Source organism: Streptomyces sp. CA-243310, from assembly GCF_050936775.1.
Classification (GTDB): Bacteria; Actinomycetota; Actinomycetes; order Streptomycetales; family Streptomycetaceae; genus Streptomyces.
Genome location: NZ_JBNJMF010000001.1, coordinates 1,646,637 through 1,668,796, shown reverse-complemented (window position 1 = coordinate 1,668,796; position 22,160 = coordinate 1,646,637). Strand labels below are relative to the sequence as shown.

Annotated in this window: 20 protein-coding genes; 4 read left to right on the top strand and 16 right to left on the bottom strand. The window is 72.1% G+C overall.

All coding sequences use genetic code 11. The features are described from left to right. Positions 1–60: 60 nt before the first annotated feature. The 5 genes from ACQEVM_RS07865 to ACQEVM_RS07845 form a co-directional block, all read right to left on the bottom strand. Complete coding sequence (locus tag ACQEVM_RS07865) at positions 61–255, bottom strand: hypothetical protein (protein WP_433076370.1); 195 nt, start codon at positions 253–255, stop codon at positions 61–63. A gap of 159 nt (positions 256–414) precedes the next feature. Then, positions 415–1,041: a hypothetical protein gene (locus ACQEVM_RS07860; RefSeq protein WP_433076368.1), complete on the bottom strand. Its 627-nt coding sequence runs from the start codon at positions 1,039–1,041 to the stop codon at positions 415–417. A gap of 187 nt (positions 1,042–1,228) precedes the next feature. Beyond that, positions 1,229–2,131 (bottom strand): S41 family peptidase, encoded by a 903-nt coding sequence (locus ACQEVM_RS07855; protein ID WP_433076366.1) that lies wholly within the window; start codon positions 2,129–2,131, stop codon positions 1,229–1,231. A 125-nt stretch (positions 2,132–2,256) separates the two neighbouring features. Further along, positions 2,257–4,584 carry an MMPL family transporter gene (locus ACQEVM_RS07850; protein ID WP_433076364.1) on the bottom strand — a complete coding sequence of 776 codons (2,328 nt, stop codon included), beginning with the start codon at positions 4,582–4,584 and terminating at the stop codon, positions 2,257–2,259. A 255-nt stretch (positions 4,585–4,839) separates the two neighbouring features. After that, positions 4,840–5,235 carry a signal peptidase I gene (locus tag ACQEVM_RS07845; protein WP_433076362.1) on the bottom strand — a complete coding sequence of 132 codons (396 nt, stop codon included), beginning with the start codon at positions 5,233–5,235 and terminating at the stop codon, positions 4,840–4,842. Between the two features lie 59 nt (positions 5,236–5,294). On the opposite strand from ACQEVM_RS07845, the gene ACQEVM_RS07840 reads away from it, so the two are divergent. Beyond that, positions 5,295–6,098, top strand: a complete 804-nt coding sequence (locus ACQEVM_RS07840) for a GNAT family N-acetyltransferase (RefSeq protein ID WP_433079875.1) — start codon at positions 5,295–5,297, stop codon at positions 6,096–6,098. Positions 6,099–6,148: 50 nt separating this feature from the next. Further along, positions 6,149–6,655 (top strand): DinB family protein, encoded by a 507-nt coding sequence (locus ACQEVM_RS07835; protein WP_433076360.1) that lies wholly within the window; start codon positions 6,149–6,151, stop codon positions 6,653–6,655. A 169-nt stretch (positions 6,656–6,824) separates the two neighbouring features. Here ACQEVM_RS07835 and ACQEVM_RS07830 read toward each other — a convergent pair whose 3' ends face one another. Further along, positions 6,825–7,565, bottom strand: coding sequence for a siderophore-interacting protein (locus ACQEVM_RS07830; protein WP_433076358.1), 741 nt, complete (start codon positions 7,563–7,565; stop codon positions 6,825–6,827). Positions 7,566–7,650: 85 nt separating this feature from the next. Here ACQEVM_RS07830 and ACQEVM_RS07825 point away from each other — a divergent pair, with 85 nt between their 5' ends. Together ACQEVM_RS07825 and ACQEVM_RS07820 are read left to right on the top strand one after the other, a co-directional pair. After that, positions 7,651–9,750 (top strand): penicillin acylase family protein, encoded by a 2,100-nt coding sequence (locus ACQEVM_RS07825; RefSeq protein WP_433076356.1) that lies wholly within the window; start codon positions 7,651–7,653, stop codon positions 9,748–9,750. Then, the gene (locus ACQEVM_RS07820) at positions 9,747–10,364 is read left to right on the top strand and encodes a GNAT family N-acetyltransferase (RefSeq protein ID WP_433076354.1); all 618 of its coding nucleotides are present in this window, start codon (positions 9,747–9,749) and stop codon (positions 10,362–10,364) included. Before ACQEVM_RS07825 ends, ACQEVM_RS07820 begins: the two co-directional genes overlap by 4 nt. A 78-nt stretch (positions 10,365–10,442) precedes the next feature. Here ACQEVM_RS07820 and gatB read toward each other — a convergent pair whose 3' ends face one another. The 10 genes from gatB to ACQEVM_RS07770 all read right to left on the bottom strand — a co-directional run bounded on the left by gatB (position 10,443) and on the right by ACQEVM_RS07770 (position 22,155). Next, positions 10,443–11,897: an Asp-tRNA(Asn)/Glu-tRNA(Gln) amidotransferase subunit GatB gene (gene gatB, locus ACQEVM_RS07815; RefSeq protein WP_433079873.1), complete on the bottom strand. Its 1,455-nt coding sequence runs from the start codon at positions 11,895–11,897 to the stop codon at positions 10,443–10,445. A gap of 72 nt (positions 11,898–11,969) precedes the next feature. Continuing rightward, the gene (locus tag ACQEVM_RS07810) at positions 11,970–12,215 is read right to left on the bottom strand and encodes a hypothetical protein (RefSeq protein ID WP_433076353.1); all 246 of its coding nucleotides are present in this window, start codon (positions 12,213–12,215) and stop codon (positions 11,970–11,972) included. Further along, entirely contained in the window at positions 12,212–13,705 is a 1,494-nt protein-coding gene (gene gatA, locus ACQEVM_RS07805; RefSeq protein WP_351750548.1) for an Asp-tRNA(Asn)/Glu-tRNA(Gln) amidotransferase subunit GatA, read from the bottom strand. The genes ACQEVM_RS07810 and gatA overlap by 4 nt, the downstream gene beginning before the upstream one ends. 5 nt (positions 13,706–13,710) lie before the next feature. After that, on the bottom strand, positions 13,711–14,007 hold the full coding sequence (gene gatC, locus ACQEVM_RS07800; RefSeq protein ID WP_433076350.1) for an Asp-tRNA(Asn)/Glu-tRNA(Gln) amidotransferase subunit GatC: 297 nt from the start codon (positions 14,005–14,007) through the stop codon (positions 13,711–13,713). A gap of 131 nt (positions 14,008–14,138) precedes the next feature. Next, positions 14,139–16,190, bottom strand: coding sequence for a putative bifunctional diguanylate cyclase/phosphodiesterase (locus ACQEVM_RS07795; RefSeq protein ID WP_433079870.1), 2,052 nt, complete (start codon positions 16,188–16,190; stop codon positions 14,139–14,141). 546 nt (positions 16,191–16,736) lie between these two features. Further along, positions 16,737–18,950 carry an NAD-dependent DNA ligase LigA gene (gene ligA / locus ACQEVM_RS07790; protein ID WP_433076348.1) on the bottom strand — a complete coding sequence of 738 codons (2,214 nt, stop codon included), beginning with the start codon at positions 18,948–18,950 and terminating at the stop codon, positions 16,737–16,739. Positions 18,951–18,980: 30 nt separating this feature from the next. Further along, entirely contained in the window at positions 18,981–19,964 is a 984-nt protein-coding gene (locus ACQEVM_RS07785; RefSeq protein WP_433076346.1) for a methionine synthase, read from the bottom strand. After that, the gene (locus tag ACQEVM_RS07780) at positions 19,961–20,650 is read right to left on the bottom strand and encodes an SDR family oxidoreductase (protein ID WP_433076344.1); all 690 of its coding nucleotides are present in this window, start codon (positions 20,648–20,650) and stop codon (positions 19,961–19,963) included. Before ACQEVM_RS07780 ends, ACQEVM_RS07785 begins: the two co-directional genes overlap by 4 nt. Before the next feature lie 48 nt (positions 20,651–20,698). After that, positions 20,699–21,043, bottom strand: coding sequence for a DUF1330 domain-containing protein (locus ACQEVM_RS07775; RefSeq protein ID WP_433076342.1), 345 nt, complete (start codon positions 21,041–21,043; stop codon positions 20,699–20,701). A gap of 140 nt (positions 21,044–21,183) precedes the next feature. Next, positions 21,184–22,155: a GlxA family transcriptional regulator gene (locus ACQEVM_RS07770; RefSeq protein WP_267800499.1), complete on the bottom strand. Its 972-nt coding sequence runs from the start codon at positions 22,153–22,155 to the stop codon at positions 21,184–21,186. Between the last annotated feature and the right edge of the window lie 5 nt (positions 22,156–22,160).

Here is a 22,160-nt window from a genome sequence, read left to right as displayed (position 1 = left end):
CGTCACCGGGTATCGCCGCGCTTCTCCTCACGCGCCGGCTCCCGCTGCTCGCGCCGCGGCTTACGCGGCGCGGGTGAAGCGGCCCCGGTTTCCACTCACCGACCCTTCGGGTTCCTGGCCGCGTGAGGAGCGGCGCGCCTTCCTGGCCGCACGGGCCAGTCGGTACGCGTCGGCCTCGCGGAGGAGTTCGGCGCGGCGGGCGATGGCCATCTCGTACTCGAACATCTCGTACTCCCTGGTTGCTCTCTCGGGCACCTCGTTCGGTGTGATCCAAGATTCGCTTCCCAGAGGGTGCCGGCGCATGGGGCGCTTGCCGCATCTTCGCGCGCCGGAAGCCTTAGTCCCGCTTGCCGACCCCGTGACCGCCCTAAGGCGGTGCCTGGGTCGCCCGGCGTCGCTGCGGACGACAGGCGGTCAGGCGGCGCTCGTCGGCGCGGGGAGGAGGAGATCGAAGTACATGAGGGCGAACAGGAGTACGCCCAGGGCGCCGAGCGCGATGGCGGCCCAGGCCACGGAGCGGATCCACGTCGGGAGGGTGCGGCCGGGGACCCCGAAGGCGGGGCGGGCCAGGACGAAGAGGGCGAGGAGGAGCGCGATGGCGGACAGGACGCCGTTGACGAGGGCGGTCGCGTGCCAGGGAGCGCTGTACAGGGCCGCGATCTTCGCGTTGTTGTCGGCGGTCTGGCTCAGGTCGAGCTGGTTCACGAGGTTCTGCCGCTCGGCGACGACGCGGGAGACCCAGCTCCCGCTGAGGGCGACGACGCTCAGCCCCGCGGCCACGATCGCGGAGGCCGCGGAGGCGACACCGCCGACCTGCTCGACTGCCTCGTCGTCGGCGACGAACTCGTCTTCGAGGTCGTCGTCGGACGCCTCGGGTGCGGTGGATCCGTCGAGCGGCTCCGCCACGGCCTTGTCGGCCGGTTCGACCGTGTCGGACCCCGTGTTCTCGGTCCGGGCCTCGGCCGGGGTGGTCGCTGTCGCCTTGTCTTCGGTGGGGTCCGTCGCGGGGGCCGTCGGGTCGGGGGTCTTCTTGGTGTCCATGCCGGGCACCGTAGGCGGCGTTTCTGAGAGGTTCCTGAGAAGGTCGCGCGACCGCCCGGGGCCATCTCCGCAGGTGGGCCACGGGGCGGGAATCCGGGCGGTGACCGCGCCCCATGGACCGGGCCGCCGTTCGCGAGCGGCCCGGTGGTCCCGGCGGGGGACCACCGGCCCTCCGACCGCGGGGCTCCTATCCGAGCGGCGACGGAACCTGCCGCGACGCGGTCTTGAGTGCCTCTTCGAGCGCCTGGTCCGCCGGAACCGGAACGTCGGGTATGACTCCCACGCCCTCCCAGTTGGTCCCCGTGACGGTGTTGACGGCCCGTGCCGTGGGGACCGTCACCAGGACGTGCTCGGTGACCGCGTAGCGGGTCGTGGGGTGGGCACCGCCCCGCGTGGTCTCGCCGACGACGACGGCCCGGCCGTTGGCCTGAAGGGTGTAGGCGATGTCCTCGCCCGCGGAGAACGTGGTTCCGCTCGTGAGCACCTGGACGGGGCGGTCCAGGTAGCGCGGCGCGGGAAGGTGCGCGGTCGTCCAGAACTGGCGGGTCGTCTCGGTGCGCCGGTCGTGGATGTCGTTCAGGTGCACCTGGTCGTCGGGGAAGAAGTAGCTGCACCACATCGCCGCCCCCTCCGGGGACCCGCCGAGGCACGCCCGCAGGTCCAGTACGAGGGCGGAGCTGTGCGCGACCAGCTGCATGGCCGCGCCGATCGCGCTCGCGCCCTCGGCCGCGGTGGCGACGCGCCGGAGCTCGATGAGCCCGACGTTCCCTTCCAGCCGCTCGACGCGGCGGATCCCCTGGCCCTCCGCCCGGAGCAGCGCGAGGAACGCGGCCCGGCCCCCGTCGGCGTCCGCCGGAGCCGCCGATTGCGGTTCGTCTGTCCAGAGCAGTCGCAGGTGTTTGTCCGGGCACACCTCCTGGAGATGTGCGGTCACCGCCTCGCAGAGAGCCGGACCGTCCAGATCCTCGTAGGCGCCGGCCGCCAGACGGTCCCCGATCGCGGTTCTGATGGCGGGAATCTTCCCGGGGAAGACATAGCCCGCGTCGATTCGCTCGAGGGCCTCTTCGATCATCTGTTCATTGGAAGGCATGACGCGTCATGATAGGGGCCGACTCCCCCCGACGAACAGGGGTTTGTTGTCCCCGCGCGGCCCGAGTCGAACCGGTTCGGGACACACGCGGTCCCCCTTCGGTCCTCGGGTGGCGGGGTCGTGCGTCACCGGGATGCGGTGACGCGCGCGGCCTCGTCCGATTCCCGGCCCTTGTCCTCGCCCTCGCCCTCGTCCTCGCCCTCGCCCTCGCCCTCGTCGCCACCCTCGTCGTTGCCCTGGTCCGGGGCGCTGTCCGTGTCGGGCCGCTGCGCCGGGAGGGTCCCACGGGTGTGGGAGGGCGGGGGTTCGATGCTGATGCGCGGGAGTCCGCGGTCGAGCCATGCGGGCAGCCACCAGTTGGCGCCCCCGAGCAGGTGCATGAGCGCGGGGACCAGCAGGGTGCGCAGGACGAAGGCGTCGAGTGCGACGGCGACGGCGAGGCCGATGCCGAACATCGCGATGATGCGGTCGCCGCTGAGCACGAAGGCCAGGAAAACGGAGATCATGATGACGGCGGCGGAGTTGATCACCCGGCTGGTCTCGGCGAGGCCGATGCGGACGGCCCGCTGGTTGTCCCCCGTCTCCAGCCATTCCTCGTACATCCGGCTGACCAGGAAGACCTGGTAGTCCATGGACAGGCCGAAGAGCACCGAGACCATGATGACGGGCAGGAAGGGCTCGATGGGGCCGGCGCTGCCCAGGCCCATCGTCTCGCTGCCCCAGCCCCATTGGAAGATCGCGACGACCACGCCGAAGGAGGAGGCGACGGCCGCGACGTTCATGACGGCGGCTTTGACGGGGATGCCTATGGACCGGAAGGCGAGCAGCAGGAGCACGCAGCCGAGGGCGATGACCACGCCGACGAAGAGCGGCAGCTTCCCGATGACGACCTCCGCGAAGTCGTCGTAGCCGGCGGTCACTCCGCCCACGTGGACCTCTGTCGAGCCGTCGTTCGCGGCGCGCGGGATGACGTCCCGGCGGAGCGTGTCGACGAGGTCGCTGGTGGCCCGGGACTGAGGGGAGGAGTCCGGTACGACGGTCAGGACGGCGGTGTCCCCGCTGCCGTTGAAGACGGCCGGGCCCGCGGAGGCCACGCCCTCGGTGGTGCGCAGGGCTTCGGTCAGGCGGTCGACGGCCACCCGCCCCCCGGCGCCGTCGAGGCGGGCGACGACCGCGAGCGGCCCGTTCGTTCCCGGTCCGAAGCCTTCGGCCAGCAGGTCGTAGGCCTTGCGTGTGGTGGCGGTGGCCGGGTTGTTGCCCTGGTCGGAGGTGCCGAGGTGGAGGCCGAGGGTCGGCAGGGCCAAGACCACCATCCCGGTGGTGGCGACCGCGCCGAGGAGCTTGGGGTGTCGTTCGACGAAGGCGGACCAGCGGACCGCGAAGCCGGTGGGGAGCTCGGGGCGCGGTCCTTCCCGCGCGAGCGTGCGGCGTTCGCGGCGCGAGAGGGCGCGGGGGCCGATGTACGAGAGGAGGGCGGGGAGCAGTGTCACGGAGGCGGCGACGGTGAGGACCACGGTCAGGGAGGCCGCCAACGCGACGCCGTCGAGGAAGTTCAGTCGCAGCACCAGCATGCCGAGCAGGGCCATGCAGACGGTGGCGCCGGCGAAGACGACGGCCCGACCGGTGGTCGCGACGGCGTCGGCGGCGGCCTGCTCGACCGGGAGGCCGCGGGTGAGGGCCTTGCGGTGCCGGGTGACGATGAACAACGCGTAGTCGATGCCGACGCCGAGGCCGACGAGGGTGCCGAGCATCGGGGCGAAGTCCGCGACCGGCATGGCGTGTCCGAGCAGGGTGATGCCGAAGTAGGCGGTGCCCACGCTGACCAGGGCGGTCGCGATGGGCAGCAGGCTCGCGGCGAGCGAGCCGAAGGCGAGGAAGAGGACCACGGCGGCGATGGCCACGCCGATGGCCTCGGCGAGGTGGGCGCCGGGTGCCTCGGTCAGGCCGATCGCCCGGCCGCCCAGCTCCACTTGGAGGCCGTCGGACTCGGTGGTGGGGTTCTTGGCCGTCGCGACGACGGCTCTGGCCTGGTCCTCGGGCACGGCGTCGGCGGGCCGGTCGAAGGTGACGACGGCGTAGGCGGTGCGTCCGTCGGGGCTGATCCGGGCGGCCTGGTCGGGGGCGGGTCCGTAGGGGCCGGCGACCGATCCGACGCCGGGGAGCGCGGTGATCGCGTCCAGTGCGCGGCGCATGCGTTCTTCGACGACGGGGGTGCGGACGCTCTGGTGGTCCGGGGTCCGCCACACGACGGTGTTCGTGTCGCCGCCCTGGCCGTGGAAGCCTTCGCGCAGCAGGGTGTTGGCCTTGGCGGACTCGGTCCCGGGGACCTCGTAGTCGTTGGTGAAGGCGGATCCGGCGCTCCCCGCCGCCGCGGCGGTGCCGCCGAGGGCGAGCAGCCAGATCAGGACGGTGACCAGTCGGTGTCGCATGCACCAGCGTGCGATTGCTGCCAACGGAGGTGCTCCCTGGTGGTTCGGATCTTTACCGGGGAGGGCCCGTCGCAAAGAACACGTGAACGCGTGCGGGCCGGGGCGGGTGCCCGGGGGGGGGCTCCTCGGCCCGACCGGTCGGTCCACACCTCTGCCTGCTTCACCTGGAACGATCTCAGCGATTGGTGATCGTTGGCCCCTTTCGTGTGCATCGTCACAGGAACTTGGGGAATGCCCGGTACGGGGGGGCCGGAGCCGGAAACGGAGCCAGGGGCAGGTTCAGGGGCGTGGGCTGCCGGGCTGCTCTTCGTCGGCCCGGTAGCCGGGAAGGGACGGCCATCGGACGGTGAGCACCACCGTGTCCTCCTCCGCGTGCCAGGAGTGGTCGACCCCGCGCCCCCAGACCACGTAGTCGCCCTGCTCGGCGAGCACCACGGTACGGCCGGGGAACTCCAGCCGGAAGCGCCCGCTGATCAGTACCTGGAGCGCGGTGCGCTCCTCGCCGGTCACCCATCGCGCCCGCTCGTCACCCTTGGGGTGGACGCCCCATTTGATCTCCACGTCCTCGCTGTGGCGGGGATCGCCGGGTGCCTTGAAGTGACCGAGGAGCCAGCCCCGGTCGGTGGCGGCGTCGGGAGCGGCTTGGCCGGTGTAGACGGAGGAGTCGACGTTCACGGAGCGAGGTTAATGCAGTTGTGGCGCGCGGACTCGGCTGGTGAGCTGGCCGGATGACCATGGATGACGCGGAATTGGTGAAGGTGCGGGCACTGTACGACTCGGAGATGCGTCGAGGCGCGCAGCCCGACTCGGCGTCGGCGCGCGTGGAACGGGTGGGCGCGGTCGTCCGGCAGACCGTGTCCGGTCCCGGCTGGAACGGTGTGGTGTGGTCGGACCTCGACGCCGGGACGGCGGACGCGGAGATCGCCGCGCAGATCGCCCACTACGCGGGGCGGGCGAGGGCCGGCGAGGCGACGGATTTCGAGTGGAAGCTGTACAGCCACGACCGCCCGGCGGATCTCGGGGAGCGGCTGCGCGCGGCCGGGTTCGTGCCGGAGCCGGCCGAGACGCTCCTCGTGGCGCGCACGGCCGACCTCGCGGCGCTGCCGGCCACCCCTCCGGAGGGGATCACCCTGCGGGTGGTGACGGACGAGGCGGGGGTGGATCTGATGATGGAGGCCCACAGAAGGGCGTTCGCCACCGAGCGCCCACGCATCCGTGAGCTGGTGCTCGGCATGCTGCGGGACGCCCCGGACACCGTCGAGGCCGTCGTCGCGATGGCGGGCGACACCCCGGTCTGCGCGGCCCGGATGGAGATGCCGCGGGGGGTCTCGTTCGCGGGCCTGTGGGGCGGTGGCACCGATCCCGAGTGGCGCGGGCGCGGCATCTACCGCCTTCTGGTCGCCCACCGCGCCCGGCTGGCGGCGGCCCGCGGCATCGAGTTCCTCCAGGTGGACGCGACGGAGGACAGCCGACCGATCCTGGAACGGCTGGGTTTCAACGTGCTGGGGGTGACGGTGCCGTACGTGTGGGAGGGCTGAAACGAGTGCCCGCCGAGTCCTTCCGGCCGTCAGGTCGGGCGGGCAGGATCATGCACATGGAACGCATCTCACCACCCGGTACCGGCAGCGAGCGCGAAACGCTCCGCGCCTACCTCGACTTCCACCGCGCCACCCTCGCGATGAAGTGCGAGGGCCTGGACGACGGGCAACTGCGCCGCCGGGCGTCCCCACCGGCCACGTTGTGCCTGATGGGCCTGGTCCGACACATGGCCGAGGTCGAGCGACAGTGGTTCCGCCGCACGATCGGCGGGGCCGAGGCCCCGCACCTGTGGTCCGATCACCAGGACTTCCAGGCGGCCTACGACACCACGGACGCGAGCGGGGCCGAGGCCTTCGCCGCCTGGCACTCCGAGATCGAGCACTCCCGGGAGGTGGAGGCCGCAGCCGCGTCCCTGGAGGTGACGGTGCACGTCCCGAGGTGGAAGGAGGACGTCTCGCTGCGTCTGGTGATGCTGCACATGATCCACGAGTACGCCCGCCACAACGGGCACGCCGACTTCCTGCGCGAGGCCGTGGACGGCACCGTCGGGGCCTGAGCGACTCGGCGGGATGCGTGAGGGACGCACCGTCGACACGTGAGGGACGCGGCGGGCGCGCGCGACGCGGTCGGGCGGAGAGCCGGCCCCGTGCCCCGCCTCCGAGGAGTCCGCCTCGGGGGTGGGCACGGGGCCGCGACCGGACGTCGGCCGCGACCGGACGTCGGCGTCAGGCGGCGCGCCAGTAGCCGAGGCCGTTGACCCGCTGCTTCGGCAGGGCCAGGTCCTTGCGGAGGTACGCGGTCAGCGCGCGGGTGGTCGCGGCGTCGCAGGCCAGCCACACGTACGCCGAGGCGGGGTCGGCGACCAGCTCGGGGAGCTGCGCCTTGACCTGCTCCACCAGGTTCGCCCCGGCGCCCGCGCCGCGCTCGACGCGGCGGATGTCGTGCCGGTCGGGGTCCAGGCGGACGGGGAGCTCGGTGTCGGAGGCGTGCTGGGTCTCGAACCAGATCGTGGCGGGGGTCCTCGGGTAGGCGTCGAGGAGGGAGTTGATGGCCGGGAGGGAGGCCGGGTCGCCGATCACCAGGAGGCGTTCGGGTTCGGGCGCGGGGGCGGTGAATCCGGTGCCCTGGATGCTGGCCTCGATGGTGTCGCCGGGTCGGGCGGCCCGTGCCCAGGCGCTGGCCACTCCGTCGTGGAGGGCGAATTCGAGGGTGAAGGTGCCCGTCGCGGGGTCGGGGTCGACGAGCGTGTAGGCACGCTGGTGCGGCTTGCCCTCGCTCTGGAACCACAGGCGGACCCACATCGTCGGATGAATCGATTCTCCGGCCGCCGCGAGGAGTCCTCCGTCCGACAGCTTCACGCGGCGGTAGTTCGCCGTGACGTCCTCCGCCCCGGTGACGGTGAAGGTGAAGTCCTTCGCCCCCATGAGCTTGAGGACGACGCCCTCCCAGCCCTTGCCAACGGCCATGTGTGGCCACCCCTTCCCCTGAGCTGCCCCTGCCCCTCGGCACCGGCACGCACTTTCAGCCTTATAGTTAGGTCAGCCTAACCTAATGCTTTGGGGAAGAGTGAGCAGTGTGAGCAGCGCAAACCCGTCGGACGACTACGCGGTCTACCGCGACGACTGGGGCGTCCCCCATCTTCGCGCATCCGACGCGCTCCGGCTCTCCCACGCCCAGGGGCGCGTCACCGCCCGGGACCGTGCCTGGCAGTTGGAGGTCGAGCGCCATCGCGCCCAGGGCTCCAGCGCCGCCTTCCTCGGTGCGGACGCCGTGACCTGGGACCGGTTCGCCCGCCAGTCCCGTCTCGACGACACCGCCCGCCGCTGTCACGAGGCGCTCGACCCGCAGACCGCGGCCTGGGTGCGGGCGTACGTGGACGGGGTCAACGAGGGGCTGGCCGAAGGCGCCCTGCGCGACGAGCGGTTCGCGCGCACCGGGCACGTTCCCACCCCGTGGGAGCCGTGGGTCCCGCTCTCCATCTGGATCGCCACCCACATCCTGTTCGCCGGTTTCGCGACCAAGCTCTGGCGCGAGCGCGTCGGTCGGGCCCTGGGCGACGAGGCGGTCACCCTGTTCGCCACCGACGGCCCCGGCACGGCCGGCAGCAACGGCTGGCTGGTCCCCGGCGACCGGACCGCCACCGGTGCGGCGATCATCGCGGGCGATCCGCACCGGTTCATCGAGGACCCGGGCGTCTACCAGCAGATACGTCTCTCCTGCCCCGAGTTCGACGTCCTCGGCCTGGCCGTTCCCGGCATCCCCGGCCTCGGCCACTTCGGGCACACCGGCGGCGTGGCCTGGGCCATCACCAACGCCATGGCCGACTACCAGGACTTGTACGTCGAGCGGCTGCGTCCGGCGCCCGGCGGCGACGGCGTCGAGGCCCTGGGGCCGGACGGCGCCTGGGAGCCCGTGCACCGGCACACCGAGACCATCTCCGTCGCCGGCGGCGACCCGGTGGAGGTCGAGGTCCTGGAGACCGCGCGCGGCCCGGTGATCACCCGTGAGGAGTCGGCGGACCTGACCCTGTCGCTGCGCTACCCGCCCCGGGTCCGTCGCGACCTCGGTTTCGCCGTCCTGCCGGCCCTGCTGCGGGCCCGCACCGTGGCCGATGTCGACCGCGCGCTCGACGGCTGGGCGGAGCCCGTCAACGTCGTGCACGCCGCCGACACCGAGGGCGGTCTGCTGCACCGCGTCGCCGGCGCGGTCCCGTTGCGCGACCCCGCCAACCGGCTGCGCCCCGTGCCCGCCTGGGACGCGCGGTACGCGTGGCGGGGCTGGGCCGAGACTCCCGCCGAGCCGGTGCGCGACTTCGCCGTGATGGCGAACGCGCGCGGCATCGCCACCCCCCTCGGCGTGGAGTTCGCTCCCCCGCACCGGGCCGACCGCATCCGCGAGTTGCTCTCCGGCTCCACCGGCTGGTCCGCGAAGGCGATGGCCGACGTGCACGCGGACACCCGGCTGGCCTCCGCGGCGCCCCTGCTCGACCTGCTGCCGGCTCTCGCGGACCTCTCCCCCGCCGGCGAGGCGCTGCGCGCCCGACTGCTCGCCTGGGACCGGCACATGGCGGCCGACAGCACCGACGCCACCGTCTTCGCCGCCTTCCGGACCGCGACGGTACGCGGCATCGCCGCCGACCCCGCGCTCGCGGGGCTGGCCGACGCCCCGACCGGCCCGGAGGTCTTCCACCCCTGGCTGTACCTGCTCCCGAGGGTGGGCTACGCCCTCGAAGGGCTGTTGGCCACCCCGCTCCTGCCCGCCCTGGACCGGGTCGCGCACGTACGGGCCGCCCTGGAGGAGACCGCCGCCGCGCAGGGCGCCGACACCCCCTGGTCGCAGGTCCACCGGCTCGTGCCGTGGTCGGCGCTCCCGGACCCCGACGCGCGGTGGCCCGGCCTCGGCGGCGACCACGACTGTGTGAACGCCACCTCCTCCGTACCCGGCTTCACCGATCTCACCGCCCGCGCCTCGGCCGCCCGTTACGCCTGGGACCTGGCCCGACGGGAGGACAGCCTGTGGGCGGTTCCCCTGGGCGCGGACGGCGTCACCGGCTCAACCCACCACCGTGACCAGCTCGCCCTGTGGGCGCGGTGCGAACTCGTACCGGTCGTCACCGACTGGGCCCGACTCACCAAGGAAACCCCCGCATGACCAGCGCATCGAGACCGTCCGTCACGTCCACCCGCGAGCCCGTGCACACCCACCCCGTGGCGGGCTTCGGCACAGTCACCATCACCCCCGTCGACCCCGCCGCCGACGCGACGCTGATCCACGGCTGGGTCAGCCAGGAACGCGCCCGCTTCTGGGGCATGGGCGACGCGAGCCGCGAACTCGTTCGGGAGATCTACGAGGACGTGGACCGGCGCACGACGCACCACGCCTTCATCGTCAGCCGCGACGGCACGCCGGTCGCGCTGTTCCAGACGTACGACTGCTCGGCGGACCGGGTCAGCGAGTGCTACGAGGCGCAGCCCGGCGACACGGGTGTGCACCTGCTCATCGCCCCGGACGCGGGCGGTGGCGCCGAGCGCGGATTCACCGCGGCCCTGCTGACCGCGTTCATGGCGTACGTCTTCACCGACGGCCGCACCCGCCGCGTGGTCGCCGAGCCCGACGCCCGCAACGTCAAGGCCATCAGCCGCCTGGAGCGCACCGGCTTCGTGCTCGGCCCGGAGGTCGTGCTCCCGGAGATCGACCTGCCCGAGGTGTATCTGCCCGCGAAGCCGGCGCGGCTGGCTTTCCTGGCGGCGCCGGTGCCGCTGTAGGCTCCGCGGCCGTCGGAGCCGACCGACGAGAACGGCCCGCACCGGTGTTCACCGGTGCGGGCCGTTCTCGTACGGGATCTAGCCCTCGGAGACGCCCAGGCGCTCCAGGATCAGTTCCTTGACGCGCGCCGCGTCGGCCTGACCGCGGGTGGTCTTCATGACCGCCCCGACCAGGGCGCCGACGGCGGCGACCTTGCCGCCGCGGATCTTGTCGGCGATGGCCGCGTTGCCCGCGATGGCCTCGTCCACGGCCGCGCCCAGCGCGCCCTCGTCCGAGACGACCTTCAGACCGCGCTTGTCGACGACCTCGTCCGGGGTGCCCTCGCCGGCGAGGACGCCCTCGATGACCTGGCGGGCCAGCTTGTCGTTCAGGTCGCCCGCGGCCACCAGCGCCGCCACCCGGGCCACCTGGGCCGGGGTGATCGGCAGCTCGTCGACGACGACGCCCTGCTCGTTGGCGTTGCGGGCCAACTCGCCCATCCACCACTTGCGGGCGGCCGCCGAGTCGGCGCCCTCCTCGATGGTGGAGACGATGGAGTCCACCGCGCCCGCGTTGAGGATCGACTGCATGTCGTGCTCGCTGACGCCCCACTCCTCGCGGAGCCGGTTGCGCCGCACGCGCGGCATCTCGGGCAGGCCGGTGCGCAGCTCCTCCACCCAGGCGCGGGCCGGGGCGACGGGCACCAGGTCGGGCTCCGGGAAGTACCGGTAGTCCTCGGCGTTGTCCTTGATGCGGCCGGCGGTGGTGGAGCCGTCCTCCTCGTGGAAGTGCCGGGTCTCCTGCACGATCGTGCCGCCGGAGGACAGCACGGCCGCGTGGCGCTGGATCTCGTAGCGCGCCGCGCGCTCCACGGAGCGGAGCGAGTTGACGTTCTTCGTCTCCGAGCGGGTGCCGAACTTCTCGGTGCCGTTCGGGCGCAGCGACAGGTTCACGTCGCAGCGCATCTGGCCCTTGTCCATCCGGGCCTCGGACACGTCGAGCGCCTTGATGACCTCGCGCAGCTCCGCGACGTACGCCTTGGCGACCTCGGGGGCCCGCTCGCCGGCGCCCTCGATCGGCTTGGTGACGATCTCGATGAGCGGGATGCCGGCGCGGTTGTAGTCCAGCAGGGAGTGGGACGCGCCGTGGATGCGACCGGTGGCGCCGCCGACGTGCAGCGACTTGCCGGTGTCCTCCTCCATGTGGGCGCGCTCGATCTCCACGCGGAAGATCTCGCCGTCCTCCAGCTGGACGTCCAGGAAGCCGTTGAAGGCGATGGGCTCGTCGTACTGGGATGTCTGGAAGTTCTTCGGCATGTCCGGATAGAAGTAGTTCTTCCGGGCGAAGCGGCACCACTCGGCGATGTCGCAGTTCAGCGCGAGGCCGATCTTGATCGCGGACTCGATGCCGATCGCGTTGACGACCGGCAGCGCGCCCGGCAGACCGAGGCAGACCGGGCAGGTCTGCGAGTTGGGCTGTGCACCCAGCTCGGTCGAGCAGCCGCAGAACATCTTGGTCCTGGTGCCGAGCTCGACATGGACCTCCAGGCCCATGACGGGGTCGTACGACGCGAGGGCGTCCTCGTACGACAGCAGTTCAGTGAAGCTCACGGTGGATGTTCCCTCTCAGCCCAGCAGGACGTCGTCGTCGCCGAGGCGCTTCAGCTCGCGGTACAGGATCGCGAGGCCGGTCACGATGGCGGCGGCGGACACGGCGGCGTCGATCAACTTCAGCACGTCGTGGTCGGTGCGGGCCTTCTTGACCTGCTTGATCACGCCGAGGGCGCCGAAGGCGGTGGTGCCGATCGACAGGTAGGTGCCGGTCTTGGACTTCTTGAAGCCCTTGGCCTTGGACAGTGCACTGGTGCTCACAGCGACGGTGCCTCCTCAAGCAGCGGGTGACCCCAGCGCGCGACGAAGGCAGCCTCGACGGCGGCGCCGACCTTGTACAGCCGGTCGTCCTTCATCGCGGGGGCGATGATTTGCAGTCCGACCGGGAGGCCGTCCTCCGGTGCCAGGCCGCAGGGGAGCGACATGGCGGAGTTGCCGGCCAGGTTGGTCGGGATGGTGCACAGGTCCGCGAGGTACATGGCGAGGGGGTCGTCGGTGCGCTCGCCGATCGGGAAGGCGGTGGTCGGGGTCGTCGGGGAGACGATCACGTCGACCTGCTCGAAGGACTTCTCGAAGTCCTTCGTGATGAGCGTGCGGACCTTCTGCGCGGAGCCGTAGTACGCGTCGTAGTAGCCGGAGCTGAGCGCGTACGTGCCGAGGATGATGCGGCGCTTGACCTCGTCGCCGAAGCCGGCCTCGCGGGTCAGGGCGGTGACGTCCTCGGCGGACAGGGTGCCGTCGTCGCCGACGCGCAGGCCGTAGCGCAGACCGTCGAAGCGCGCCAGGTTCGAGGAGGCCTCGGACGGGGCGATCAGGTAGTACGCGGCCATGGCCAGGTCGAAGGACGGGCAGTCCAGCTCGACGATCTCGGCGCCGAGCTCCTTGAGGAGTTCCACCGACTCGTTGAAGCGCTGGACGACGCCGGCCTGGTAGCCCTCGCCGGCGAACTGCTTGACCACGCCGACGCGCAGGCCGGCGACGGAGCCGTTGCGGGCCGCCTCGACGACCGGCGGGACCGGCGCGTCGATGGAGGTCGAGTCCATCGGGTCGTGGCCGGCGATGACCTCGTGCAGGAGCGCGGCGTCCAGGACGGTGCGGGCGCAGGGCCCGCCCTGGTCCAGGGAGGACGAGAACGCGACCATGCCGTAGCGGGACACCGAGCCGTACGTGGGCTTCACGCCGACGGTGGCGGTGACGGCGGCGGGCTGGCGGATGGACCCGCCGGTGTCCGTGCCGATGGCCAGGGGCGCCTGGTACGAGGCGAGGGCCGCGGAGGAGCCGCCGCCGGAGCCGCCGGGGATGCGGGTGAGGTCCCACGGGTTGCCGGTGGGGCCGTAGGCGCTGTTCTCGGTGGAGGACCCCATGGCGAACTCGTCCATGTTGGTCTTGCCGAGGATGACGACGTCGGCTTCCTTCAGCTTGCGCGTCAGGGTCGCGTCGTACGGCGGGATCCAGCCTTCGAGGATCTTCGAACCGACGGTGGTCGGGACCCCGATGGTGGTGAAGATGTCCTTGAGGGCGAGCGGTACGCCGGCCAGCGGGCCGAGCTTCTCGCCCGCGGCGCGCTTCGCGTCGACGGCGCGCGCCTGGGCCAGGGCCCCGTCGCGGTCGACGTGCAGGAAGGCGTGGACCTTCTCGTCGACGGCCTCGATGCGGGCCAGGTGGGCCTCGGTGACCTCGACGGCCGTGAGTTCGCCGGAGGCGATCTTCTCGGCGGTCTCGGCGGCCGTGAGCTTGATGATCTCAGTCATGGTTGTTAGTCCTCCCCCAGGATCTGCGGCACCTTGAAACGCTGCTGCTCCTGGGCGGGAGCGCTGGAGAGCGCCTGCTCGGGGGTGAGCGACGGACGGACCTCGTCCGCGCGCATGACGTTCGTCAGCGGCAGCGGGTGGGAGGTCGGCGGGACGTCTTGGTCGGCGACCTCGGAGACGCGGGCGACCGCGCCGATGATGTCGTCGAGCTGTCCGGCGAAGTGGTCGAGCTCTTCGCTTTTCAGCTCCAGACGTGCCAGCCGAGCGAGGTGGGCGACCTCCTCGCGCGTGATGCCAGGCATGCGTCGATCCTCTGGGGGTGGTGAGCGTGTGGGTTTTCAGGCCCAATCCTATGGGGCCCGCCCCCTGACCCACTAAACGGTTTGCCCCACCGGGTCGCCCGGGTCCCCGTCCGGGACCCGCCCGGGTGGTTTCAGGAGGCCTGGGTCTCCGCCGCCGCGGCGGCCGCGAGTTCGGCGGTGATGTCCGCCGGGCGCCGCCAGCCTCGCTCGCCGCGTGCCAGCAGCCAGGCGGTGGCTTCCTGCGGCGGCATCGCGGCGGCGACCAGCCACCCCTGGACCGCGTCGCAGCCGAGGTCCCGCAGCCGCTCCCAGGTCTCGTCGTCCTCCACGCCCTCGGCGACGACGAGGAGCCCCAGCGAGTGCGCCAGGTCGACCGTGCACCGGACGATCTCCGCGTCCTGCGCGTCGACGGCGAGCCGGGCCACGAACGAGCGGTCGATCTTCAGCTCGCTGACCGGCAGCCGTCTGAGGTGTACGAGGGAGGAGTAGCCGGTGCCGAAGTCGTCCAGCGACATCTTCACCCCGTGCCCGGTCAGCCCGGCCATGGTGTCGGCCGCCCGCTGGGGGTCCTCCAGCAGGACGTGTTCCGTTATCTCCAGCTGGAGGCCGCTCGCCGGGACCCCGTGCCGCGCCAGCCGGGCGGCCACCGCTCCCGCGAAGCCGGGTGTGTGGACGTCGCGGGGCGAGACGTTGACGGCGACCGGCACCTTCAGTCCCTGCGCCCGCCACCGCGCCACCTGCGCGAGGGCGGTCTCCAGCACGTACTCGGTGAGGTGCGGCATCAGCCCGGAGGTCTCGGCGATGGCGATGAACTCGTCGGGCGAGACCCGTCCGCGTTCCGGGTGGACCCAGCGGACGAGTGCCTCCAGTCCGGCCACCTGTCCGTCGAAGCGGACCTTCGGCTGGTAGTGCAGTTCCACCTCGCCCGCGTCGAGGGCGCGCCGGAGGTCGCCGAGGAGGCCGAGCCGGTCGGGCGTGTTGCTGTCGCGTTTGGACTCGTAGACCTCGACGCCCGTCCGGTCCCGTTTGGCCTGGTACATGGCGACGTCGGCGCGGCGCAGCAGTCCTTCGGCGTCCAGCGCGTGGTCGGGGAACACGGCGAGGCCGGCGCTGGCCTCCAGGACCAGCGTGAGCCCGTCCAGGTCGAGGGGGGAGCCGAGTTCGGCCACCAGGTGCCGGGCGACCCGCTGGGCGCTGGTGGTCGAGTCCGCGACGGGCAGCAGTACCGCGAACTCGTCGCCGCCGAGTCGGGCGACCTCCGCGTCCTGGGGCAGGGCCTGGCGCAGCCGGTCGGCGATCTGGAGGAGCAGCCGGTCGCCGGCGAGGTGGCCGAGGGTGTCGTTGACGGCCCGGAAGCGGTCGAGGTCGATCAGCACGAGGGCGGCCCGGGTGCCGAGTCGTTCCGCCTCGTCCAGCGCCGACCAGGCGCGCTCCAGCAGCCATTGCCGGTTGGGCAGCCCCGTCAGCGGGTCGCGCAGTTGCTCCTCGGCGCGGGCGCGGGCGATCCACAGCGTGGAGTCCAGCGCGATGAGCGGTACGGCGAACAAGGGCAGCAGCACGGGCTGCGAGACGGCGACGACGCAGATCAGCGGGGCGATGCCCAGCAGGGCGGCGGCGACGAGCGCCTGTCGGAGCAGGGCGGTGCGGGCGACGGTGGGCAGTCCGCCGCCGCGCGGGGAGAGGGAGGCCCACAGCAGGAGGCGGGTGACGGCCAGGTAGGCGAGGGCGACCAGGATGATCTCCGGGATGGCCCCGGGTCCCCAGGTGGTGGGCTGCCAGGGGATCTCGACCGTCGGATGGTCGCCGAAGGCCCCGAGGACGAGGGCCCCGGCGCCGATGCCGAGGATGTCGACGGATCCGTGGAGCAGGCCCTGCCGCCAGCGGTGCCGGCGTGCGGCCCCGACCAGCGAGACCACGGCGAGGGAGACGAGGCCCGCGGGCACCCATCCGTAGAGGACGAGGACGGCGAGGGTGAGCGCGGCGCCCGAGCCGGTGCCGCCCCACCAGCGGTCGCGGCCCAACGCGACGAGGTGGCCGACGATGATGCCGGTGAGCAGGGCGAGCGCCCAGCCCACCGTGCCGCCGGGGAACAGCGCCTGATGGTCGATCAGGGCCGAGACGATGCCGGCGGCGAGGACCACGACGGACAGGCCGACGAGGAAGAGCGGCAGGGTCGTGCGCACGGGTTGTCGCTTGCCGTCCTGCCCTTTGCCGCCCGCTCCGGTGTCGAGCGGGCGGGTGTCCGGCGTCCTGGCGCCCAGGAACCCGAACCGTCCCGTCCGCTCGGGCGGGGGTTCCCCGCCGAATTCGGGTGACGGGTCGGCGCTTTCGGTGGGTTTCATGCCCGTCCCTCTCACAGCCGGCGATGCCGATGTCACGCGATGGCCCCGATGTCGTGCCGTCACGGCCGGCAGCACGTCACGCAGCCGTGCGCGACTGGCGCACCCCACAACAGTAGGACGCCGGAGGGTCCCAGGGGCAGCGGTCGGCAGTGGTTGCCCGAATGCGACCCAGCCATCCTCATCAGTACGGTATCCGCCGAACGGGTGAGTTTGGACCAGGCTCTTCCGGTCCTCGATCCGATGATCCGACAGGTCACCGCCCTGCCGCCGGCCGTGTACCGGCCGTTTGGCACCGCCGGCCACGCCCGGCGTGCGCCCGCCCGGACGGCCGCACAGCACGCATCCGTTCGCCTTCGCCCGTCCCCCGGAAGGACTTCCCTTCGGGCGTTACTCCGTTTCCGTGGCCCCGTCCACCGGGAGCGCCACCTCGCGCGCGGCGTCCGGCCCCCGCTCCAGGAGCACCTCGAACCCGGCGTCGTCGAGGATGGCGAGCTTCAACTTCACGGCGTTGTCGTACTTGGAGCCGGGGTTCTCGCCGACCACGACGAAGGAGGTCTTCTTCGAGACGGAGCCGGTGACCTTGGCTCCCCGGCTCTGCAGGGCCTCCTTGGCGCCGTCCCGGGTGTGGTTCAGCAGGGTGCCGGTGACGACGACGGTCAGGCCCTCCAGCGGTCTGGGGCCCTCCTCCTCGCCGGAACCCTCCTCCTCCATCCGGACGCCGGCCTCGCGCCACTTGCGCAGGATCTCCTGGTGCCAGTCGACGGCGAACCACTCCTTGAGGGACGCCGCGATGATGGCGCCGACCCCGTCGGTGGCGGCCAGTTCCTCCTCGGTGGCCTGCTCGATGCGCTCGATCGAACGGAACTCCCGGGCCAGCGCCTCGGCTGCGACGGGACCGACATGACGGATCGACAGGCCGTTGATGACGCGGGCCAGCGGGCGGTCCTTGGCGGCGGCGATGTTCTCCAGCATGGCCAGGGCGTTCTTCTTCGGCTCGCCCTTCTGGTTGGCGAAGACCGTGACGATCTTCTCCTCGCCGGTCTTCGGATCCCGTTTGGGCAGTCCGCTGTCCTGGTCGCGGACGTACGCCTTGATGGGCAGGATGTCCTCGATGGTGAGGCCGAACAGGTCGCCCTCGTCGCGCACGGGCGGTTCCGCGGGTTCCAGCGGGTTGGTGAGCGCGGCGGCGGCCACCGCTCCGAAGTTCTCGATGTCCAGGCACTGCCGGCCGCCGAGGTAGAAGAGCCGCTCGCGCAACTGGGCGGGGCAGGTCTGCCCGTTGGGGCAGCGGAGGTCGATGTCCCCCTCCTTCATGGGCCGCAGCGGGGTCCCGCACTCGGGGCACTCGCTCGGCATCACGAACTCCCGCTCGCTGCCGTCCCGCAGGTCGACCACCGGGCCGAGGATCTCGGGGATGACGTCGCCGGCCTTGCGCAGGACCACCGTGTCGCCGATGAAGACGCCCTTGGCCTTGACGACCTCCTGGTTGTGCAGGGTCGCGAACTCGACCTCCGACCCGGCCACCGTCACCGGCTCCACCTGCGCGTACGGGGTCACGCGCCCGGTGCGGCCGACGCCGACCTTGATGTCGATGAGCTTGGTGTTGACCTCTTCGGGGGCGTACTTCCAGGCGATGGCCCAGCGCGGTGCGCGCGCCGTCGACCCGAGCCGGCCCTGGAGCGGGATCTCGTCGAGCTTGACGACGACGCCGTCGATCTCGTGCGCGACGGAGTGCCGGTTCTCGCCGAAGTGGGCGATGAACTGGCGTACTTCCGCCAGGGTGGAGACCACCTTGTTGTGCTCGGCGGTCGGCAGGCCCCACTCGCGGAGCAGGTCGTAGGCGTGCGAGAGGTTGTCGATGTCGAAGCCCTCGCGCGCGCCGATGCCGTGCACGACCATGTGCAGCGGCCGGGTGGCGGTGATCTTCGGGTCCTTCTGGCGGAGCGAACCGGCCGCCGCGTTGCGCGGGTTGGCGAAGGGCTTGCCCTCGGTCTCGACGAGCCGGGCGTTGAGCTCCTCGAACTTGTCCATCGGGAAGTAGACCTCGCCGCGGATCTCCACGAGGGCCGGGATGCGGTCGCCGCTCAGCCGGTCCGGGATCTCGGCGATGGTGCGCACGTTGGGCGTGATGTCCTCACCGGTGCGGCCGTCGCCGCGGGTGGCGGCGCGGGTGAGCCGGCCGTTCTCGTAGGTGAGGTTGACGGCGAGGCCGTCCACCTTCAACTCGCACAGGTAGTGGTAGTCGGAGGTGTTCGCGTCCCGGGCCACCCGCTCGGCCCAGGCCGCGAGTTCCTCGTCGTCGAAGGCGTTGTCGAGGGAGAGCATCCGTTCCCGGTGGACGACGGACGCGAAGTCCGTCTCGTACGCCCCGGCGACCTTCTGGGTCGGCGAGTCGGGGGTGCGCAGCTCCGCGTACTCCTCTTCGAGTGCCTCCAGCGAGCGCAGCAGCGTGTCGAACTCGGCGTCGCTGACGACCGGCTGGTCGTTCACGTAGTACCGGAAGCGGTGCTCCTCGACCTGCTCGGCGAGCAGTGCGTGCTGTTCGCGCACCGCCGCCGGCACCGCCGACTCGCCGCCGGCCTGCTTCTGTTCGGCTGCCATGCCGTGTCCTCCCGTGGCCCGTCTGATCCGTCACTCAGGGTTGTCGGCGAGCGACCTCGCCGCCCTGACGCAGTGGGCCTGCACCGCGCGTGCGTAGGCGGGCGAGGCGCCCGCCAGACCGCACGACGGAGTGACCACGACGGACTCCGCGAGGGTCCCCGGGGCCAGTCCCAGCCTGCGCCAAAGCTTCCTGACACCCATGACGCTACCCCCCGGGTCCGACAACGGGGCGTCGGTGCCGGGCACCACTCCGACGAAGAGTTTCGCACCGTCCTCGACGGCCTCCCCGATGGCGTCGTCCTCGCGCTCGGTGAGCAGGGAGAAATCGAACGACACGCCCGTGGCGCCGGCGCGCCGGAGGAGTCCGAAGGGGACTTCGGGGGCGCAGGAGTGGACGACGACCTCGCCGTCGTGGACGGCGAACAGCTCGCGCAGCGTGCCCTCGACGACCTGCCGGTCGACGGCGCGGTAGGTCCGGTACCCGCTGGCGGAACGCACCCGGCCCAGGAGCACCGAGGTCAGCGAGGGCTCGTCGAACTGGAGCACCACCTCGGCGCCGGGGATGCGCTTTCGTACGTCGGCCAGGTGCTCGCGCAGTCCCTCCGCGAGGGAGCCGGCCAGGTCCCGGCAGGCCCCGGCGTCCTGGAGGACCGCCTCTCCACCGTGCAGTTCCAGCGCGGTGGCCAGGGTCCACGGCCCGACGGCCTGGATCTTCAGCCTGCCGGTGTAGCCCTGGGTGAACTCCTCCAGGGCGTCGAGGTCCTCGCCGAGCCAGGAGCGGGCGCGCTTGCTGTCGCGGCCGGGGCGGTCGCTGATCCGCCAGCCGCTGGGCTCGACGTGCGCGTACATGTCGACGAGCAGCCCCAGCGACCGGCCGATCATGTCCGCGCCCGGTCCGCGCGCGGGCAGTTCGGCGAGGTACGGGAACTCCTCGAAGGAGCCGGTGACGGTCTTGGCGGCCTCGCGGGCGTCGCCGCCGGGCAGCGAGCCGACGCCGGTGGCGTTCGCGCTCATCGGCCGGGCCTGACGCTCAGGTCGTTGACCTCGGCGTCGCGGGGCAGGTCGACGGCCATGACGACGGTCGTCGCCACGGACTCGGGGTCGATCCAGGCGGCGGCGTCGTACTCCTTGCCCTCCTGGGAGTGCACCTTGGCCTGCATGGGGCTCGCGGTGCGGCCCGGGTAGACCGAGGTGACGCGGATGCCGTTGGCCTTCTCCTCCTCGCGCAGGGAGTCGGCGAGGGCCTTCAGCCCGTGCTTGGAGGCGGCGTACGCGCTCCAGTCGGCGTGCGCGTGCAGTCCCGCGCCGGAGTTCACGAAGACGATCGTCGCGTGCGAGGCGCGCAGGGTGGGGAGCAGCAGCCGGGTGACCTCGGCGGGGGCGATCAGGTTGACGTTGAGCTGCTGGTGCCAGGTCTTGGGGCGCAGTTCGCCCACCGGCCCGAGGTCGACGATCCCCGCGATGTGCAGCAGGGAGTCGATCCGCTCGGGGACGGCCTGCTTGGAGAAGGCCCACGAGAGCCGGTCGGGGTCCGCGAGGTCGCCCACGAGCACGCCCGCCCCGGGGAAGCGTTCGACGAGCTGCTTGCCGCGCGCGGCGTCGCGGGCCAGGAGGACGAGGTCGTCGCCGCGCGCGTGCAGGCGGTTCGCGACGGCGGCGCCGATGCCGGATCCGGCACCGGTGATCAGGTGAGTAGCCATGTGGCCATGCTCGCATCCTGATCGCGCCCGGATCGCGCCCCTCGGCCCTCAGAGGCCGAGGGCCTCGCGCCACTGGGCGGCCGTCAGGCGCGCGTCGTAGTCGGGGGCGACTCCGTCCACGAAGATGATCTCGCCGGGGATGTTGTCGGTCCGCAGCGAGAGGATCGCCTGGTAGGCGGGTGAGTCGTACCAGGCGTGGGCGCGGTCCATGTCGGGGAAGGAGATCAGGACCACCGTCCCGGGGAAGGGGCCCTCCTTGACCTCGACCTCTCGGCCGTGGACGAGGAAGCGGCCGCCGAAGGGGTCCATCGTGGCCTGGATCTCCTCGATGTAACGCAGGATCTCGTCGTTCATCGGGACGGGGCGCAGGTGGGCCAGGGCGTACGCGGTCATCGTGTTCTCCTCGGCTGTGCCGTGTCGGACCGGTGCACGGTGTCGGTCCTCCGCATGGGCGCCGGACCGGTCCGCGGGTCGGACCGTTCCGTGGGTTCGATCATGGCAAACGCCGGTCGGGAGCGCGATTACCCCGGGGGTCATGCCTCCGCGAGGGCGGGGCGGAAGGTGCGTCGGTAGGCGATCGGTGAGATGCCGAGCGAGGTCCTCATGTGCTGGCGCAGCGAGTTGCCGGATCCGAAGCCGGCCCGGTGCGCGACCAGGTCCACCGACAGGTCGCTGGATTCCAGCAGGTGGCGGGCGAGTTCGAGGCGCTGGACGGTGAGCCACTGCACCGGCGTCATGCCCACCTCGTCGCGGAACCGTCGGGTGAAGGTGCGCAGGCTCATCCGGGCGTGGTCGGCGAGTTCGGCGAGGGCGATCGGTTCGGACAGCCGCTCCAGGGCCCAGGCGCGGGTGGCGGTGGTGGTGGCGACGGTGGGCTCGGGGACGGGCCGGTCGATGTACTGGGCCTGTCCCCCGTCCCGCCAGGGCGGGACGACGCACAGGCGTGCGGCGCGGTTGGCGACGGCGGTGCCGTGGTCCTGCCGGATCAGGTAGAGGCAGAGGTCGACGCCGGCGGCCACGCCGGCGGAGGTGAGGACGTCTCCGTCGTCGACGAAGAGCACCTCCTCGTCGAGCCGGACCCGCGGGAAGGCCCGCTGGAACTCGGGGGCGTGCAGCCAGTGCGTGGTGGCGGGTCGGCCGTCGAGCAGCCCGGCCGCTGCGAGGACGTAGGAGCCGGTGCAGATCGACACCAGTCGGGTGCCGGGCCGGATCCCGGCGATGGCGGCGGCGAGCGCGGGCGACAGGGGCGCGCCGTGTGCGAGGTCGTCCATGGCGTGGGTGGGCGGGATGACCACGGTGTCGGCGGCGGCGAGCGCCTCGGGGCCTGCGGCGACGCCGACCGTGAAGCCCGCGTCGCTGGTCACGGGCAGGCCGTCGGCGGTGCAGACGGTCACCTCGTAGAGCGGGGCGCCGGCGTCGTCGTGGGCGTTGCCGAAGACGCGGGAGGGGATCCCCAGCTCGAACGGGGGGACGCCTTCGAGGGCGAGTACGGCGATGCGGTGCATGGCCA